This window comes from Aquibacillus sediminis, from assembly GCF_005870085.1.
In the GTDB taxonomy this organism is placed as follows: Bacteria; Bacillota; Bacilli; order Bacillales; family Amphibacillaceae; genus Aquibacillus_E; species Aquibacillus_E sediminis.
In genome coordinates this window covers 94,832-113,227 of the sequence record NZ_SZNM01000007.1, presented here as the reverse complement: position 1 = coordinate 113,227, position 18,396 = coordinate 94,832, and the positions used below count along the sequence as shown (strand labels likewise).

Annotated in this window: 21 protein-coding genes and 1 pseudogene; 4 read left to right on the top strand and 18 right to left on the bottom strand. The window is 36.8% G+C overall.

The window, feature by feature from the left end; translation table 11 throughout:
• Positions 1–172: 172 nt before the first annotated feature.
• The 5 genes from FCI53_RS22040 to FCI53_RS09535 all read right to left on the bottom strand — a co-directional run bounded on the left by FCI53_RS22040 (position 173) and on the right by FCI53_RS09535 (position 2,298).
• On the bottom strand, positions 173–391 hold the full coding sequence (locus FCI53_RS22040) for an HIT family protein (protein WP_171038126.1): 219 nt from the start codon (positions 389–391) through the stop codon (positions 173–175).
• Positions 372–512, bottom strand: a complete 141-nt coding sequence (locus tag FCI53_RS22035; RefSeq protein WP_281279521.1) for an HIT family protein — start codon at positions 510–512, stop codon at positions 372–374. The genes FCI53_RS22040 and FCI53_RS22035 overlap by 20 nt, the downstream gene beginning before the upstream one ends.
• Before the next feature lie 193 nt (positions 513–705).
• On the bottom strand, positions 706–1,572 hold the full coding sequence (locus FCI53_RS09540) for an Rpn family recombination-promoting nuclease/putative transposase (protein WP_138418204.1): 867 nt from the start codon (positions 1,570–1,572) through the stop codon (positions 706–708).
• A gap of 18 nt (positions 1,573–1,590) precedes the next feature.
• Positions 1,591–1,716 carry a hypothetical protein gene (locus FCI53_RS22030; protein ID WP_281279520.1) on the bottom strand — a complete coding sequence of 42 codons (126 nt, stop codon included), beginning with the start codon at positions 1,714–1,716 and terminating at the stop codon, positions 1,591–1,593.
• Positions 1,717–1,950: 234 nt separating this feature from the next.
• Positions 1,951–2,298 (bottom strand): HIT family protein, encoded by a 348-nt coding sequence (locus FCI53_RS09535; protein ID WP_138418202.1) that lies wholly within the window; start codon positions 2,296–2,298, stop codon positions 1,951–1,953.
• Positions 2,299–2,496: 198 nt separating this feature from the next.
• Between FCI53_RS09535 and FCI53_RS09530 the strand changes: the two genes are divergently transcribed.
• Entirely contained in the window at positions 2,497–2,712 is a 216-nt protein-coding gene (locus tag FCI53_RS09530) for a hypothetical protein (RefSeq protein ID WP_138418200.1), read from the top strand.
• Between the two features lie 382 nt (positions 2,713–3,094).
• Here the strand turns inward: FCI53_RS09530 and FCI53_RS09525 are convergent, their stop codons facing one another.
• The 6 genes and pseudogenes from FCI53_RS09525 to FCI53_RS21850 form a co-directional block, all read right to left on the bottom strand.
• On the bottom strand, positions 3,095–3,391 hold the full coding sequence (locus tag FCI53_RS09525; protein ID WP_138418198.1) for a hypothetical protein: 297 nt from the start codon (positions 3,389–3,391) through the stop codon (positions 3,095–3,097).
• 231 nt (positions 3,392–3,622) lie between these two features.
• Complete coding sequence (locus FCI53_RS09520) at positions 3,623–4,723, bottom strand: GerAB/ArcD/ProY family transporter (protein ID WP_138418196.1); 1,101 nt, start codon at positions 4,721–4,723, stop codon at positions 3,623–3,625.
• Complete coding sequence (locus FCI53_RS09515) at positions 4,720–5,940, bottom strand: Ger(x)C family spore germination protein (protein WP_138418194.1); 1,221 nt, start codon at positions 5,938–5,940, stop codon at positions 4,720–4,722. The genes FCI53_RS09520 and FCI53_RS09515 overlap by 4 nt, the downstream gene beginning before the upstream one ends.
• A 23-nt stretch (positions 5,941–5,963) precedes the next feature.
• Positions 5,964–7,688, bottom strand: coding sequence for a spore germination protein (locus FCI53_RS09510; protein ID WP_138418192.1), 1,725 nt, complete (start codon positions 7,686–7,688; stop codon positions 5,964–5,966).
• A 369-nt stretch (positions 7,689–8,057) separates the two neighbouring features.
• Positions 8,058–8,432 (bottom strand): annotated as a pseudogene (locus FCI53_RS09505) (nucleoside triphosphate pyrophosphohydrolase).
• 69 nt (positions 8,433–8,501) lie between these two features.
• Complete coding sequence (locus FCI53_RS21850; RefSeq protein WP_246050072.1) at positions 8,502–8,705, bottom strand: HIT family protein; 204 nt, start codon at positions 8,703–8,705, stop codon at positions 8,502–8,504.
• Between the two features lie 312 nt (positions 8,706–9,017).
• On the opposite strand from FCI53_RS21850, the gene FCI53_RS09495 reads away from it, so the two are divergent.
• From FCI53_RS09495 to codB, 3 genes are all read left to right on the top strand, one after another.
• On the top strand, positions 9,018–9,233 hold the full coding sequence (locus FCI53_RS09495) for a hypothetical protein (protein WP_138418190.1): 216 nt from the start codon (positions 9,018–9,020) through the stop codon (positions 9,231–9,233).
• 475 nt (positions 9,234–9,708) lie between these two features.
• The gene (gene codA / locus FCI53_RS09490) at positions 9,709–10,968 is read left to right on the top strand and encodes a cytosine deaminase (protein ID WP_138418188.1); all 1,260 of its coding nucleotides are present in this window, start codon (positions 9,709–9,711) and stop codon (positions 10,966–10,968) included.
• 35 nt (positions 10,969–11,003) lie between these two features.
• Positions 11,004–12,245 carry a cytosine permease gene (gene codB / locus FCI53_RS09485; RefSeq protein WP_138418186.1) on the top strand — a complete coding sequence of 414 codons (1,242 nt, stop codon included), beginning with the start codon at positions 11,004–11,006 and terminating at the stop codon, positions 12,243–12,245.
• 243 nt (positions 12,246–12,488) lie between these two features.
• On the opposite strand, the gene FCI53_RS21415 is transcribed toward codB, so the two are convergent.
• From FCI53_RS21415 to FCI53_RS09455, 7 genes are all read right to left on the bottom strand, one after another.
• The gene (locus FCI53_RS21415; protein WP_171038125.1) at positions 12,489–12,629 is read right to left on the bottom strand and encodes a hypothetical protein; all 141 of its coding nucleotides are present in this window, start codon (positions 12,627–12,629) and stop codon (positions 12,489–12,491) included.
• A 73-nt stretch (positions 12,630–12,702) separates the two neighbouring features.
• Positions 12,703–13,869: an MFS transporter gene (locus FCI53_RS09480; protein ID WP_138418184.1), complete on the bottom strand. Its 1,167-nt coding sequence runs from the start codon at positions 13,867–13,869 to the stop codon at positions 12,703–12,705.
• A 28-nt stretch (positions 13,870–13,897) separates the two neighbouring features.
• Positions 13,898–14,350 carry a hypothetical protein gene (locus FCI53_RS09475; protein ID WP_138418182.1) on the bottom strand — a complete coding sequence of 151 codons (453 nt, stop codon included), beginning with the start codon at positions 14,348–14,350 and terminating at the stop codon, positions 13,898–13,900.
• Positions 14,347–15,375, bottom strand: coding sequence for an Ldh family oxidoreductase (locus tag FCI53_RS09470; protein ID WP_138418180.1), 1,029 nt, complete (start codon positions 15,373–15,375; stop codon positions 14,347–14,349). The genes FCI53_RS09475 and FCI53_RS09470 overlap by 4 nt, the downstream gene beginning before the upstream one ends.
• A 21-nt stretch (positions 15,376–15,396) precedes the next feature.
• Entirely contained in the window at positions 15,397–16,890 is a 1,494-nt protein-coding gene (locus FCI53_RS09465) for a tripartite tricarboxylate transporter permease (RefSeq protein WP_138418178.1), read from the bottom strand.
• Positions 16,891–16,902: 12 nt separating this feature from the next.
• On the bottom strand, positions 16,903–17,358 hold the full coding sequence (locus FCI53_RS09460) for a tripartite tricarboxylate transporter TctB family protein (RefSeq protein ID WP_138418176.1): 456 nt from the start codon (positions 17,356–17,358) through the stop codon (positions 16,903–16,905).
• Positions 17,359–17,434: 76 nt separating this feature from the next.
• A complete protein-coding gene (locus tag FCI53_RS09455; RefSeq protein WP_171038124.1) occupies positions 17,435–18,394 on the bottom strand; it encodes a Bug family tripartite tricarboxylate transporter substrate binding protein in 960 nt (319 codons plus the stop codon).
• Between the last annotated feature and the right edge of the window lie 2 nt (positions 18,395–18,396).

The following is an 18,396-nucleotide window of genomic DNA, read 5'->3' as shown; positions in this document are numbered from 1 at the left end:
CTTTTCATCTTGTCACACGTCACATTATATTCCGAATTTTCAAAATTATGCTTGAAGCAATAGTAAAGTATAAACTTTTATATATCGGATTCTTATAAGTTTAGTGCCTTTTTTTACAATAAGTCGTATATACTCTAATATTATCCAGTAAGCAAAAATTCGGTTATTACACCTAGATTAAAGCGGTCAAATCACGGGTACTATGACTGATGTCAAACTTATATCGTGGAATCAGATGAAAATGAAGATGATGAATCGTTTGTCCACCATACTCCCCAACATTCACCCCAATATTGTAACCATATGGGGCATACGCATCATCAATTAGCTCTTTTCCTTGTTTTATTAATTCGTGAATAGCGGCTATCTGCTCACCTAAAGCATTCCACATGTTGCTTTGGAATGATTAATAGATGTCCTTTTTGAACAGGGTATTTGTCGAAAAAAGCTAGTGCTAGCTCGTTTTCTAATTCGATTGTTAACGTTTTAATATGACCAAATGGACAAGTCAATCTTATTTGCTCCTTTTTCTATTGTTCGCCCCATTTTAACACATTGAAAAAGGTACCTGGTACTATTGGTGGACAGGTGTCCATGTGTACCAGGTACCCTAATTCATTTGAACAGCAATTAACAATAATCTAACCCCACCCCCATTTTTGTAAAACACGACTTTTTTAGGTGGTGTCAAGCGCTGGTATATTTTTAGATATTTCGCCAAATCTCAAGCACTCTTTCTTTGGTAAGTTTCGTGTTTTTGGCAACCAATTCAATATCCATGCCGTTTTGTAATAGGCTTTTTGCAATTTCTTCCCTTGCTTCCTTCTCTGCACGTTGTTCAACTTGTTGTGCACGTTCTTCAGCCTGCTGTACACGTTTGTCAGCTTGCTGTATACGTTGTTCAGCTTCCTGAATACGTAGTTCGGCTTCACGTTGTGCAGCTTCTTCATCCAAAACTCGTTTTAGACGAGATTCATAAGCAAGATATTCCTCTTGTGTCATGCTTAATTCCTCCCAGTTTTGAAAAGCATTTTTTAATGATTTATCTTTCATAGAAATTTCCTCCAATTCACGAAAAATATCACGATAGACTTGATTATTCCGGTGATCAACCATCCCTAACATTAGCAGCCATCTTGCCAAAACGTTATTCCATGGATCTAATTTATCCTCTTTCCAATATTTTATCAATTTAACCATCTCGATAAAATGGAATTCCATCACATTTGTCAACTTAAATTTTTGTTTGTCTTCATACAAATGATACGTTGTATGAAATTGTTCTGTTTGTTGAAATAAGTTAAAGTTCAAAATGTTAATAGCGATGACTGGTCGCAATTCCTTATATGTTTTACCCTTTTTCATGGGCTGCCGGTACGCACCGGACCAATAGTAAATGGATCGTTTCACCATATCATACTTATTTGTGAACTGGATTTCTACATTAATCCATTCGTCGGCATTCGTGACAACTAACAAATCTAGAATTGCATTCAAAAACACAACCGTTATATCTTTGTTCTTTTCACTTCCAAACAGCTGTTTGAAGGCATAGTCCACTTTCAAATCCATCAGTCGTTCCAGTGGAATTCATTTGAGTAGTTTCGTTCTTTTCTCTGAATCTGGATCATGGTTAGAATAGTCGGTAGGTTCTTCTTTTACAGTGAATAGTGTAGCAGAATTTGGGGCATAAACTCGTTGTTTAATTAACGGCATTTTACACACATCCCTTTTAAACATGAGGACTTACAGAGGTGTGCTTCTGTTTCTATAATAGCAGAGAGAATAAAATCGAACAAGTGTTCTTTTTTGTTTTACTGAATTCACTAACGTTATATATATGGAGGAGATCGGGCCTGAAAAAGACAAAAGGGCGACAATTGAGAAAACAGTAACAGGTTCTCCTAACAACAATCGTACACTTCGTTAGCCAGGTATTGTTAGATTTCTTTATGGATACGGCACCAGTTTACGCACACCACCACGCGGATCCTCAATGTCACCCTTATACCGTGGAATTAAATGAAAATGAAGGTGGTTAATTGTTTGTCCACCATACTCCCCAATATTGTAACCATCTGGGGCAAACTGTTCGTCTATCAGCTGTTTTCCTTGTTTTATTAAATCATGAATGTCCGCAATTTGCTGACTGGAAGCATCGAAATAGGTTTCCACATGTTGCTTTGGAATAATTAATAGGTGTCCTTTTTGAACAGGGAACTTATCGAAAAAGGCTCGTGCTAGGTTGTCTTCTAATTCGATTGTTAAATTTCTTGTATGGCAGAAAGGACAAGACATTATTATTTACTCCTTTCCTTCATTGTTCCCCTATTTTAACACATCAAAAAAGTACCCGGTACTATCGGTGGACAGGTGTCCATGAGATGTAACAGGTACCCTAATTATTATGTTTCCTTTTTCACAATGGCAAAATAACCCGTATATTATTCTATCATTTGGACATAATAGTACTATTTTATGGAAGGATGATAATGTATGAACGTATCTTATTCTCGTTCTCGTGCACACGGGGATCCTGCATTGTGGAACACTTTGGAGGTAAAAAATGGTTTCAAACTACAACAACACGATTATATCGATTATTACAGAATTCTAGATCCTGAAGAATACCGCGTTGATATTGGCTTGGACGAGCAATCGATGTTGAACTCATTTTTGGAAATCGCAGAACAACACGATAGGATACATTAGGATGGCATGGGAACAGTTTTCTGGCCCATGTCCAACCTTACAACTATATTTATGGCCTAATGATATAGAGCGGATATCGATTTTGATGCTCCCCCTACTCTACTTTCCCTATACAACCGCGCCTATGGCCACCACTCGAAATATATCGAAAACGACAAAAAGAACGTGTGGTGCCACTATTCTAATGAGCTTCACTCCAAGTATTTATGCAAACGCGATCTGGTGCTAGGTAGTGACAGCACAAATTTTATTGCTTTAAGCTTTTGCATTTAACAGTACTTTGTTAAATCAAGAATTGATGAATAATTTTCGTGTGCCATAGGCAGTAATTCCGTTAAAATCTAAAATGGCAGGTCAAAATCATCTATAGATCTCCAATCTTTTACTTCCTCCCTAATTTCTTTTGTTTTCTAGCTACTTTTCTTCTCTCAGTTGCCCGTTGTTTATCGAGTTGGTCTTGCTTTAAGTTTTGCTTGTATGTATCACTAATTTGATAACCGAACTGTTCTAGCTCATATACCGCACATAAATGATTGACTGCAAAATGTTTGCTGTTTCCTTTCACCAAATTTTTCCCATTATATTTAGGTATCCAATGTGGTGCAGCTTGTAGCCTACGCGAACGGTCCATTCTTTTATGCCAAGGGGTATTTGAATTTCTCTTTTTCCGTTTGCCCATGATAGATCATCCATTTCTAGTATTTTTCGTTTTATACTTACTAGAATAAAGGATATAGAATTTAGCTGTCTAGAACCGGTGTCTGGCTTGCCCCGAACTTTTAATTGCATAAACGTCGCCATTTGTTACTTTAAAAACCACCACCGAATGATCACCGATTGTTACTGGAACACCCACACGGACAGGAATGTCTTCTATCGGACAAAGGGGGCAGACACCTCCTCCGCCCCACTATCCTTTTTCTGATTTGAACTTCTTTTTCAAAAAGAAGCCTAGAATCCAAACTACTCCAACCACTCCAAGGGTAATGGATAATGAGAGGCTAACCCATGAATTTTCAAGTATGTCCATTGCGTGATTATGACTTTGAACCACCCAATATCCGTATCCCCCCATGATAAGTGAAACAGGAATGATCAACGGACGGAAATCCTTTAGACCAAACAGCTTTGAAAGCGCCACAGAACCACAAAGAAGCGCTATTGCTATTTGCGTTAGAATCGAAATACCAAAAAAGGCAATCATAAACATTTCATACCTGTGTAAGAAAAATCCTAAATGTGCACTTCTGGCCATTTGCATACAGGCAATTAAGTATTGTGATGTTACCTGTGAGGTTAACACTCCTGTTTCTAAAATAGGCCACATTACAATAAAAATGAAAGAAAAGATAACTCCAACTAAACTTGATCTCCCCCACTCTTTTTGGTTATCTACCAAGGGTAAAATAATCAAGCACATCATAATTACAATCGACCAATCAGCTAAATGGTGACGACTAGCAATAACTGGCTTGGTTATCCCAAACTCAAAGACGGGTAGTAATTCACGAACATCAAAATCCTCTAGCGCCCCTAAGATTAACAGACCGTTTAATAATAGGATAGAAAACACACCTATTAACGCCATTCGTGCAATAACCTCAATTCCAAAATAAATAGCAAAGCCACCAACCAAAACAGCTATGAATACAAATAAGAAAAGAGGTGCTTCAGGTAAAAAGAAGTCCTTCAAATGAAAAACAAATGTCACCATAATTGGTCCAAATGAAAGTGTAAAAAAGATAAAAATTACTAGACAAATTAACTTGCCAACCCATGGGCCTAACATGGCTTTGCTTTGATCAAAAATATCAGCTTTAGGCATTCGACGAATAATCATAACTGTTAACAAAATGAGTAGCATAGCTGAAACAGTAGCAATAATAGTTGAAATCCACATATCACTTCCAACGTCTCTTGCTATGCTACCTTGAGTCACCCCGATTGATTTCGCATAGACCATATTTATTATTAAAGCCATATACATTCCATTCGTTATTTTTATCTTCATTCATCAGCCCTCTTATTTGATTCTGTTGGTTCGATTAGGAGCGCACCACTTTTAATCTCTGCAGTTATATCCACATGAAAGGTAGCATCCTGAAAATGGTCATCCCAATTCACTCTCATTTCTTTCCATTTACTTGGTAGTTTATTGTTAAATGAATTACCTGCTTCCAATATATCTACACCGTATTCCTGTTGAATTTTGTCTAGTACTTTGTTAATATCCTTTTTAAATTTTTCTTCGATGTTACTTTCCAACTCTTTTATTTTTTGGTCATCATCAAATCCAATAGCACAATCTGTTTCAACTAATTTTCCTGTTGTTTTGACTTTCAAAGTAAATTCAGGTGTTCCCTCTTTATAATCGGGAATCACTTTTAGTTCTTCATGAACCAATTCAAAGGTAGTGACATCTTCTTCATTCTCGGCACATGGAATAATGGATACCCCTGATTTGATATTTTCAACAAATAATAAAAGACTACGTGTTTCTTTTGCTGACAATGTTCCTACTAATTTGTCATCCTTAAATACACCAGTACCGGCATGCGTTACATTCTTATACATTTCACCTTGTTCTGGTGTCTGATTGGATAATTCATTAGTTTCAAGCTTTAAACGTGCAACGTACGGTTGCGTAGCGTCACTTAAGTAAGCTGCATGTAAATCAATCATTTGTGATCTCGGAGCCGCTCGAGTTATATCACTATATTTGAATAAACCTTCTATCGATTGCCCTGGGATAACCTCAAGACCAGTCAACGATGAAACTAGTTCACTTGCATCATCAGGGGTAACAGTGACCCACGTACGCATTCTTAACTCTGGATTTCGGATAAAAAAATCAATAATATCTTTAATCCCGTTTTTAGCAAGGTCTTCATTAATGACGATGACATACGAGTGCGCCCAAAAGATTCTTCGTGATGAAAGGTTTTCTAACTTCCTGATTGCTCCAAAAATTGATTTATCTGTAGCGGAAATAGACCATATTGGCTCCCCCGTTTGTCCAGATGGTGCACCTGTTTGACCTCTGGCATCTGCTGGCCTAGCAATTTGTGCTGTAACCTTAACCTCTTCTTCTCCGTTTTTATTTTCGACTAGGTCCAGCCCAACGCCCATCACCATAGCAAGGTCATCGATCTCCCTTTTTCCCACACAGCTAGTTAATATGAACATTATAGCCATTAAAATCACTAACTTATATAATTTTCTGATCATAGCCAACATTTCTCCTTAGGAGACTATTCATTGTCTTGACTTTTCTGGTCCTCATCATTTTTATCTTTCATTAAATCTTTTAATTTAACTGTTTTTCTCTTTATCCGCTTTGACTTCTTTCTTTGAACAGATGCATCTTTCTTATTTGCTGTACTAGTAGTATTCGCATCACTATTCATTTCATCGCTTATCTTGTTTGATGCGGTTTCGCTGTTTCCCTTGTCTGGAGGTGCTGGCTTCTCGTTTGCTTCACGAATTCCATTATCTGCTGCTAGCTCAGGTCTATTCTTCATATGCCACCAAGGAAAACGAATTAGCAAATCCTTTTGATCTTTCGGTTTAAATGGGGTAGCAGGTGCTAAGTATGATTCACCAAATGAACGAATGGATACGGCATGAATTGCTAGTAGAAAAAACATACCTATAAACCCTAACAATCCCAATGTTCCAGATGCGATCAATAAAGGAAAACGAATTAATCTAATTGAATAAGAAGCAGAAAAGTTTGGAATTGAAAATGAACTTATTCCTGTCAATGCTACAATAATTACCATAAAAGGAGATACAATCCCCGCTTGGACTGCCGCTTGACCAATGATAAGCGAACCAACAATACTAACTGCTTGACCAATAGGTTTGGGCATACGTAACCCCGCTTCTCTCATAAGTTCAAATATTATTTCCATCACTAGTGCTTCAAATAGTACAGGAAACGGGATGACCTCACGTCCGGAAGCGATCGTTAGGGCAAGTGCTGTTGGAATCATCTCTTGATGGAAACTCGTCAATAATACGTAAATAGATGGTATTGTTAAGCTAATAATGAACGCGATATAACGTACCCATCTAATAAATGTCCCAGTCAAAAAATTCAAGTAATAATCATCACTTGCCTGCAAAAAATCCCAAAAATGTGCTGGCACAACGAGCACAAATGGGGTGTTATCAACGAATATGGCCACTCGCCCTTCTAATAGTGCGGCGGCAACTTTATCCGGTCGTTCTGTGTTTAAGACTGTTGAAAAAGGAGAGTATGGTGCATCACGAATCATTTCCTCTATATAATTACTTTCCAATATCCCATCAATCTCAATTTTGTTTAATCTTTGTTTTACTTCTTCAACTAAACTTTCTTTTACAATACCGTTAATGTAGGAGACATTAATGGTTGTCTTTGTTTTTGTGCCTAACTCGAGCCCTTCTACTTTTAGATGTACATCACGAATTCTTCGTCTAACAAGTGCTGTATTTGTACGAATATCTTCTGTAAATCCATCACGTGGCCCTCGAACGACTTGTTCGGCCATCGGTTCTTCTACAGATCTTTTCTCTCCACCCTTTCCAGAGAAAATTAATCCTTGTTCCGATTGGTCAATAATGCAAAAACAGTCCCCTAGTAAAATACCATTTATCCCTTCTTGTAAGGTGTTTGCAACTTTTACTGATGAGTTATGGGACATATGGGTCTGGATAGACATTGCCAGGTTAGATTCAGTACTTGTTGTCTGTACAGCATTGCTATTTGCAGAGCTAGTGTACATCAGATCCTTCAATGCTCGTTCTATTTTATCGGTGTCAACAATTCCTTCCACATAAAATAAGGTACCTTTATTCCCTTGTTGATTAGGTAAATAAAATGTACGTTCGACAACATCATCATTTTGTTTCAGTAGACTTTGTATCACTTTGACATTAGTGTCTATATTTCGAGATAAATTTTGGTTCATTTTCTGCTCTACATTTGACATACCTTTCTCCTTTAAGAAGCTTCCTCTCTTCTTCTTTATTGCCCAATTATACTAAGTTTATAACATTTTTGAATAAATCGAAGAAAGGTTGGAGATTATTGTGGTAGGACATAGGGAAGGAGTATAGGCCATGAACTTTTATCACTTTTGGATTTACGAGAAAGTAATCAATACACAATGGTTCATGTGGAGCGTTGTGGTTGTAATATTTGCCTTAAATTTCATTTCTGCTATTTTATTATGGTTCATTATGAGTGGAACATCACTAAAGATTCATCTCAGAAAAAAGAGAAAGAGTAGGGACCAGGGATCCTAATTCTCCAAAAAGGTACCTGGTACTCCTTAAAGTACAAGGTACCTTTTTCGCGGTTATATCCTCGCCGTGATGTATGTTTCTTTTAACTCTCCAATCTTGAGTATATGACTTATTTTCAACCTCAACCTAGAAGTTTTGTCCTTTAACCCACCACGTTTTTCAGCTTTTTGCTGATGTACTTGTTCTACCTTTTCCATAGAAACACCATCTATATAAGCAAGGGCATGGATGACTTCTAAGACATCCGTTAACCTCTAAACGATCCTGGTCGTTATCGGCAGCAAAATATTCTTCCACTTCTTCCCCCAATTTAGAGCCTAATCTGTTATGTAATCCTCTTCATCTAGTATTTTCGTTTCATACTTTTTTCCCGATTGCTCAATGATTTGTGGAATCAAATCTCGCACTAATTTATTGTATTCTGGCATGGTTGTCTTCCTTTCTATTTATGGATACGGCACCAATTTACGAACGCCACCACGTGGATCCTCGATGTCTCATTTGTATCGTGGAATTAGATGAAAATGAAGGTGGCTGATTGTTTGTCCACCATATTCCCCGACATTCACCCCTATATTGTAACCATCTGGGGCAAACTGTTCGTCAATCAACTGTTTTCCTTGTTTTATTAAATCGTGAATTGCTGCAATCTGCTCATTGGAAGCATCGAAATAGGTTTCCACATGTTGCTTTGGAACAATTAATAGGTGTCCTTTTTGAACAGGGAATTTATCGAAAAAGGCTAGTGCTAGATTAGATTATTTTCTAGCTCAATTGATAACTTTTCTGTATGACAGAATGGGCAGACCATACCTATAACTCCTCTATTTCAACTTTTCACCATTTTAACAACACATAGTAAACTGTTCTTTAACTTCATTTTTTACACAAAAAGGAAGCATGAACCGCCCCGATGCTTCCTTTTATGTTTCTTTTACTTAATGGCACAATGACCCGTATATTATTCTATCATTTGGACATAATAGTACTATTTTACGAAAGGATGATAATTTATGGACGTGTCTTATTCTCGCTCTCGTGCACATGGGGATCCTACATTGTGGAGCACTTTGGAGGTAAGAAATGGTTTCAAACTACAACAACACGATTATATCGATTATTATAGAATTCTAGATCCTGAAGAATACCGCGTTGATATTGGTTTGGACGAGCAATCGATGTTGAACTCATTTTTGGAAATTGCTGAACAACATGATAGGTTACATTAGGATGACATGGGACTAGTTTTTCTAGCCCATGTCTAAGCTATCCACTACATTTATGGCAAAATGATATAGGGCGGATATCGATTTTGATGCTACATGTTTTATATAAAGCTTCTTTATAAAGTTAATGACAGCTATATCCTTTATATTCTCCATAAACTTCTTGACCACTTTCAATGTAAGACGACAGCACTTTTAATTTTACAAATTGATTAGGATATAATTCTCTAACCATACAACCACACAACGACTCAATTTTATTACCTTAAAATTAAAGTAAAAATGCAGGTGACTGCTTTTTTGTCCACCACACTCCCCTTCGTCGATCCCAATAATATAATGGGTGTCATCACATCTATCGATTTCTGAATTTTCATAAATTGTTTGTTAAGAAACCTTACATGATTGTAGAAGTGCCCTATTAGTTGATTTAGTATTTAATCTATCAAAAACACAAAAAGCAAGGAGATTAAATTTTATGATTATTAAAAATGCTAAATTATATGGGCAGGATGAATTCGTACATATTGAAATTCATGGAGATAAAATCCATAAGCTACTACCTTTCGAAACGCCTGTAGAGTCTAGTGGTCATGAAATCATGGATCTAAATGGAAAGATTGTGTTGCCTCCCTTTGTTGAACCACATATTCACCTTGATTATGCGTTAACAGCTGGAACGCCAAAGTGGAATCAATCTGGCACATTATTTGAAGGGATCCAACTTTGGTCTGAAAGAAAACAATTGGTTAAAGAAACAAAAGCTGATGTGAAAAAGCGCGCCAAAGAAGCACTAGAAATGCAGATAAAACATGGCGTGCAACATGTCAGAACACACGTTGATATAACAGAACCAAACTTTACCGGATTAGAAGCACTACTTGAAGTCAAACAAGAGTTGAAACCTTGGGTAGATGTCCAAATTGTGGCCTTTCCACAAGAAGGAATATATGCCTATCCAAAAGGGGCTGCACTGCTCGAGGAAGCATTAAAAATGGGGGCAGATGCCGTTGGTGGAATTCCACATTACGAGTTCACAAGGGAAGATGGGGTTCAATCCGTTAAAAAGGCACTAGATCTTGCCTATAAATATGACAAACTAGTCGATATTCATTGTGATGAAATTGATGATGAACAATCCAGATTCGTTGAGGTCTTAGCCGCAGAGGCCTATAAATTAGACATGGGAGAATTGGTTACCGCAAGTCATACAACTGCTATGGGATCTTATAATGACGCGTATGCTACCAAACTATTTAAGCTCCTTAAAAAATCCAATATCAATTTTGTTTCCTTACCAAAAGCAAACTTACATTTACAAGGAAGAATAGATAGTTATCCCAAACGAAGAGGACTTACTCGCGTAAAAGAATTGAAAGAAGCAGGTATGAATGTTTGTTTTGGGCTCGATTCAATTATGGATCCGTGGTATCCACTCGGAGATGGAAACCTATTAAGGGTCGTTGAAATGGGATTACACGCCAGCCATATGACAGGCTATAACGATATCAAGACCGCTTTAAACTTAGTAACTGAAAATGGCGCCAAAACGCTTCATATTGCAGAAGGTTATGGTGTAAAAGAAGGCAATAAAGCCAATCTTGTCGTGCTAGATACAACATCTGAGTACGATGCCATCAGACGTCTTCCACCGGTAATCTATTCGATTCGTAACGGCCATATAATCGCCGAAACCAAGCCAGCCGTCACTACAATTAATGAACCAATTTTTTCATAAAAAACATTTCATATTACAATAAGGGGGATTTTTCAGTGAGTAGCAATGATAAGGATTTTGCCTTACAACCTATTCCACAAGATAAACGAAAAGGATTTCTTTCGATGTTTTTTGTAATGCTAGGTTTTACGTTTTTTTCTTCCAGCATGGTTGCAGGGGGAACATTAGGTCAAGGGTTAGGAATGAGTGAATTTATCGTCATCATCCTGATTGGTAATTTGATTTTAGGAGTCTATGCTTCTTTACTTGGTTGGGTTGGCGCTAAAACTGGTTTGACCACGCATTTACTAACAAGTTACTCGTTTGGCACAAAGGGATCGTATTTGACCTCTTTTTTACTAAGTGCCATTCAAGTGGGCTGGTTTGGTGTTGGGGTCGCTACTTTTGCTTTAATGGTTAATAAAGCAACCGGCATTAACCTAACACTATTAATCATCCTATCTGGTATATTAATGACCTCTACAGCGTATTTAGGCATGAAAGCTTTGACCGTTTTAAGCATTGTTGCGGTACCCGCCATTGCGATTTTGGGGAGTTACTCCATTTTCGAAGCTACCGAGAATGTTGGTGGATTTAGTGCTTTAATGGGAATGGAGCCAACAGAAAGTATGGCATATACCGTAGCACTAACGACGTGTATCGGTTCATTTATTGGTGGAGCGACACTGACCGCAGATTTCACTCGCTTTTCCAAGACAAAAAAGTCCGGCTTCATCACGACCTTTATCGCCTTTTTCATTGGAAATTCACTCATGTTTGCTTTTGGAATGGTCGGTTCCCTTACAACAGGATTTGCCGACATTTCAGATATGATGTTAGCACAGGGTCTGATTATTCCAGCTATTTTAGTATTAGGCTTAAACATCTGGTCAACTAATGATAATTCTCTTTATACTGCAGGTTTGGGATTTTCACATATTACGAAATTTCCCAAAGATAAGATAGTCATTGTAAATGGACTACTCGGAACAGTACTTTCTATGGTCGTTTACAATAATTTCATAAGCTGGTTAACGCTTCTCGGCACAACGATTCCATCTATCGGTGCTATCATCATAGCAGATTACTTCTTGCTACGAAGAAAAGATGGATATGACCATAGCGCAATTAGAAGTCTGAATGCTAATGCAATTGTTGCATGGGTGATTGGTATTTTAGCCGGTAACTTCATGCCAGGCATCCCACCAGTAAACGCCATTGCAACTGCAGTCATTGTTTACACATTCGCAGTCATTCTCAAAAAAGTCGTCGTGCGAGTACCAGCCACCACTAGATAAGTGGGAAACGGGGTGCTGCTGAAAGGTACGTGTTACTCTCTCCATGTGAGTACCAGGTGCCTTAGTACGCTTTTTGTTACAGAACCTTCTCGACCTCTTCCATCGTTGTACCGTCTTTATGAGCAAGGGCGTGGATCACTTCTAGCACATCTGCTAGTTCCTCTAATCGATTCTGATCATTGTCAGCGCGAAGTATTCCTCGACTTCCTATCCTAATTTCGCTCCTACTGCGGTTATGTAGTCCTAATCATGATTAGCTTTTTTCTCTTTATGGACAGGCCGAAATTTTAGCAATGATTTTTTATAGTTCATATCTATAACTTCTTCTAATGTTTTTGATACATTTCCTGCTCCTTTTCGTTTTTCAAAGGTTAACAATTTCATGAAATCAGTTCCATTTTTTCAGGGTTTATTATTGCACAAAAATTGTAGAAGTATGGAAATAGAGCTTTTTTCCCTAAATAGAAGTACGAGAACTGTCCCCCACCTTCTTAAAATAGACTAATATACCACCTACTACAATAAATCCAGTAAAATAAAACACACCACCGATTCCAACGAAGCTTGCAATTCCTCCTAATGAGACAGGTGTTACTAATTGGGTTAGACGATTAATGGTTAACCTTAATCCTAACCCTTCTCCAATTTTATTACTAGGTAGGGATTCAACCGTTGTTGCAATAGATAATGGCTGACCGATCCCTAATCCTATCCCTAAAATAAAGGACAAAACGATTAGCAAAAAGGTTGAACTAATGAACGGGTGTAATAAAAAGATGACTCCAGATAATAGTATAGAACTATTAATAATTGTTCTTCGGTTCATGTGACTAATTAAAAATGGTAACATTAATCGAATCAATATACCTGCAGCTGCATTAAGAGAAACAATCAACCCAATCATTGATTCATTGATGCCATAATCCCTCGCTAATAATGGAAAAAATGCAATATAGGTGTCTTTTGCAAGCAATATTAGAGCACTTACGAGAAAAGCATATTGCAGTGACTTGATTTTAAACAAACCTACTAATTTAAAATCCTTTTCTTTCCTTTTTTCTTCTTTGGTCTGAGTTTTTTCATCATGGTCCTCAACCCATTTCACAAATGGGATCATACTAATTAATAGCACACCACCACCCAATAAAGCGATTGAGAAGCCATAAACTTCAGCTATAATCCCTCCAACCAAAGGGCCCAAGAAGCTACCTAAGGCCACACTAATACTAAACAAATTTATAAAATATTCTCTCCATTCCTTCTCGGCAAAACCACCCGCAAACGATTGCATCGCTACCACATAGACAATATGAGCCAATCCAGCAAAAATTTGGGATAAAATCACACCAACTAAGTTATCAAATAAAAAAGGGAATATTAAAGATATCCCCCCGACCAACAAACTTATACCTAGGAATTTTTTACTCCCAGACTCATCCACAATCTTTCCTAATTTGACCGATAAAAACAATGGTAAAAAAGAAAATAGTGCGACAATTAGTCCAATTAAATAGTTAGGAGCTCCTAAATCCTCTGCATACATAGGAATAAGTGGGCGACTTCCAGTTATGCTAAACATAAATACTGAAGTTAAAACAATAATTAAAATTTTTATTCTTCTCACCACACTCACCCCATCCTTCTAAATGTATCTATTTTAATTTAATCTTTAATGTCTTTCTGTATTTACGGTTGCTATATGCCACAAAGACATAATTCAAACAAAATAGCAGAAAATAATGCTGGTATTCATTGGAAGACCTTTTTTTTTCTCCGGGAAATTTTTTTTCCAAAAAAGCTCTATATTCATATGATAGACTTTGTTCCAACTCATGATCGATCACACACTGTTCGTTGTAAAAATCAATATATTCTTCGATCTTAGATAATTGACCTTGTGGAATAGTTTCACGTAGATACTTAACGATTAAACCATTCTCTCCTTTATTAAATGTAACTATTAATAACTGAATAAATTGTTTTAAGGATTGCCCTTTATCTACTGATTCATCAAATAACATTCTCATCTTTTCAAGATTATCTCTTGTACTATTATTAGTTTTGAATTTTGCAAAAATAATATAACCTCCTATCGAGTTACTCATACTTGTCTTTGTGTTGCTAAATTTAATATACCTTCATACACAATTTCATCTAAACAAATGATGTCTTTGACATTTTTTTTTCTATTATCCTCAATCTCCCCTGGGATATAAATTTCCTCAAACCCTTCCCGTGTCTTTGAATTTTTAAGATTTTGGAACCAATCTCCCATTCTAGTTTGAAAATTATCTAAAGGTATTAAATCATCAATATTTATTATATAGAAGAAGTGTCCAATATTGGCGTTCCTTTTAGCACTACCTACCGATACTGTTTCATAACTCAAAGAGGCACCTGATAAACCAGCACATAAAGAATCAATCATCATTGATAGACCATATCCTTTGTGATTTCCAATTGGTAGCATAGTTCCATTGATTGCTTGCTCTGGATCTTCTGTATCATATCCTTGATGATCTAAAGCCCATCCCTTTGGAATGGATTCTCCTTTATTTTTAATTGCTCGTATTTTTCCTTTTGCGGAAGCACTAGAAGCTATATCTAAAACAAAATTTGAATTTTCAGCAGGAAATGAAGCACCCAATGGATTCGTACCTAATAAAGGCTCATATCCCCCCCATGGAGCCATGGTGGGGCCCGCATTTGATGAAATGATAGACAAATAACCTTTGTCTGCTACTTGTTTGCTATAAAATGCAGTAGTTCCGAAGTGATTGCTATTCTTTACCACAGCTGTAACTGAACTATTATTTTCTAGTTTATCAAAACAGATCTTTAATGTTTTATGAGCCACCACCTGACCTAGACCATTGTCCCCATCGATAAGTAATACGGAGTCAAGATCTTTATCAATCCTGATATCAGGTTTCACATTAATAACTCCAGCCTCAATTCGTTGGGCGTACGATTTAAGCCGCATTAAGCCATGCGAACTTACTCCACTCAATTCAGCATCCAATAAAGAATTAACTGTTGCCTTTGCTTCCTCTTCTGTTATTCCATAAGAAACTAATATATTTTTTGAAAGGTTATATATTTCATTAATATTAACCTCTACTTCATTCATAATTTTTCCTCCATTCCTTGTTTAGGATGATTTAATTTTTCTATTTCTTAAATAGTCTCTTACAAATGGTGTGAAGAACGTAATGACAGCTAATAGAAGAAAGACGAATGCAATTGGTCGTGTGATAATGTAGGCGAAATTATCTCCTTGAAGTAGAGACTGTCTTAAGCTTTGCTCCGCAATAGGAGCTAAAATTATTGCTAAAACTATTGGGGTTACAGGTACATTTATCAATTTGAAGATATAGCCAATTATGCCAAAAGCCAACATAACCCATATATCAAAATAGTCATTATGAATAGCAAAGGAGCCAACTATGCTTAGTATTAATATAATGGGTCCCATTATTTGGGCAGGTACTTTTAAAATTGTTGAAAAATACTTGGCACAAGAAACACCAATGATTAAAAATAGCAAATTAGTAATAATCAAACTAAAGAATAATGAATAAACCACATCTCCATGTTCTTGGAATAACATTGGCCCTGGACGTAAACCGTGAATTAAAAGGCCACCTATTAGTATGGCTGTCACAGTATTACCTGGTATCCCTAAAGTTAATAAAGGGATCAAAGCACCACCAGTAACTGCATTATTAGCGGCTTCAGGTGCAGCTACACCACCTAGTTCCCCTTTACCAAATCGTTCAGGATGCTTCGACCAGCGCTTGGCTTCATTGTATGAGATAAAAGCTGCTGGATCTCCACCAATTCCAGGTATAATACCGATAAAGGTACCTATGATAGAAGACCTAAATATATTAGGTAAGATCTTAGTAACTTCTTTAATAGATGGTAACACTTGACCTTTAACGTCCTCTGAATCTTTTGTTTCTTTTCCTTTTTCAGACTTCTTAATTAAATGGAAAGCTTGAGAAGCTGAAAATAGTCCGATTAGAACAGGAATTAATGAGAATCCCGTTGCCAAGAATGGAGACCCAAAAGTAAATCTTGGATAACCATCGATCGGGTCCATTCCTACGGTTGCTATTAATATGCCGAACGTACCAGCGATTAAACCCTTTATAGGATTTATACCACCTAAACTCGAGACAACCGAAATCCCAAAGATGGCCAATGCAAAATACTCTGGAGCCCCAAATCGTAAAGCTTGCTCTGCAAGTATCGGAGCAGTAAAGGATAAAATTATTGCACTAATAACCCCTCCTAATCCTGAAGCAACTGCTGAGATACCAAGGGCTTTACCACTTTTTCCTTGTTTTGTTAATTCATATCCATCAATCACTGTTGCTGCGCCAGCTGGTGTACCTGGTGTATTTAATAGGATAGCTGAAATTGACCCCCCAAAAACTGAGGCACAATAAATGGAACTAAGCAATATAATTCCAGCAGCTGGTTCCATTGAAAACGTAAATGGAATAATAATCGCTACTGCCATTGTTGAACTAAGACCTGGTAATGAACCCATTAATATACCAAATATTGTTCCAAATAGGATAGTAATTAATATAGAAAAGGAAAACACATTCACTATCGCTTCGAACCACATTTGCATTGTCATACCTCCTTAAATAAAAATCTCTTCTAATATGCCTTGGGGTATTGGTATGTTAAGCATATATTGAAAAATAAGAATTACGGATATAGTTACACCAAATGCAATAAATAAAATAAGTTTATTAGATTTATAACCAATTAATTTAAAAAGCACTATTAAAAATATTGGGGTTAACAATAAGAAGCCAAAAAACTCTAATATTATTAAATACAGTATAGAACCAACAATGGTATAGACGACATAACTAGTCTTACCCATATCCTGGTTTGATTCACTCGCCTCACTTTTCTCTCGATTAGGATTTTTATGTGAATCTACAATAAGTGCTATACATAATAGAACTAGAATAACCACAAAGAACTGGGGCCATTGGGCTGCATCTTCTGTATAACTTAAGCTTAATACGTAGAAAAATAATGCTAATAAGCTCATAGTAATAGCAAAAATGTAATTAACCCTTAACATACTAAACCTCCTCCTACTATAAATAAATTTTATATGTGGTCCCTCAACATTATAAGGAGGGACCACAACATCCCAATTATTCTGTTGCTTGACTCATTCTTTCATAGTACTCTACTACTCTATCTTGAAAATCTTCAGGACCTTTATATTCAGTATCCATACCTAAATCACTCATTTGATTTTGATAATCCTCATCATCAAAACCTTTTTTAAACGCTTCATGAAGATGTTCTATAATTTCACTTGGAGTTCCTTTTGGTGCTGCGATCCCTCTCCAAGAAGCCTCCGTTACTTCTAAACCTTCTTCAATTGAAGTTGGCACATCTGGATAAACATCTGTTTGTTCATCTCCTAACACAACCAACGGCTTGAGGTTACCAGATTGAACTTGACCTTCAGCAGCTGCAAAGTTACCAATTGTAGCTTCATCATGACCTCCTGAGGTGGATGCAATTGCTTGCGATTCACCATCATAAGGAATTGCTTCAGCATCCAGACCTAGTTCTTCTATTATTTCTAGGGCTGCATAATGGTCAGATGCTTGTGCTCCTGATGTCGATATTGTAACTTCGCCTGGATTATCTTTTGCATACTCAGCAAATGATTCAAGATCATCATATGGTGCATCTGCATTTACATATAGATATGAAACATCACTAACTAGTTGAATAACTGGTTCAAAATCTTCATATGTGAACGAAGTTTTATTAAAAATAGGGTTTGTAACTGCTGAACCAGTAATTAAAAGTAATGTATATCCATCATTATCAGCAGAAGCTACATACTGTTGACCAGCAGAACCTCCACCACCTTCTCTATTTTCTATTACTAAAGATTCACCGACATGATCTTCCGCATATTCTGAAATGGTCCTAGCTGTTGTTGTAGCTCCACCTCCAGCAGCGAACGGAACAATTATCTTAACTGATTCTTCTGGATAATTTGATGCACTATCACCTGAGGAACCACCACACCCCGCTAATATAATAGACATTATAAAAGCAGTAACAATAGACTTCATACCTATTTTTTTCATTT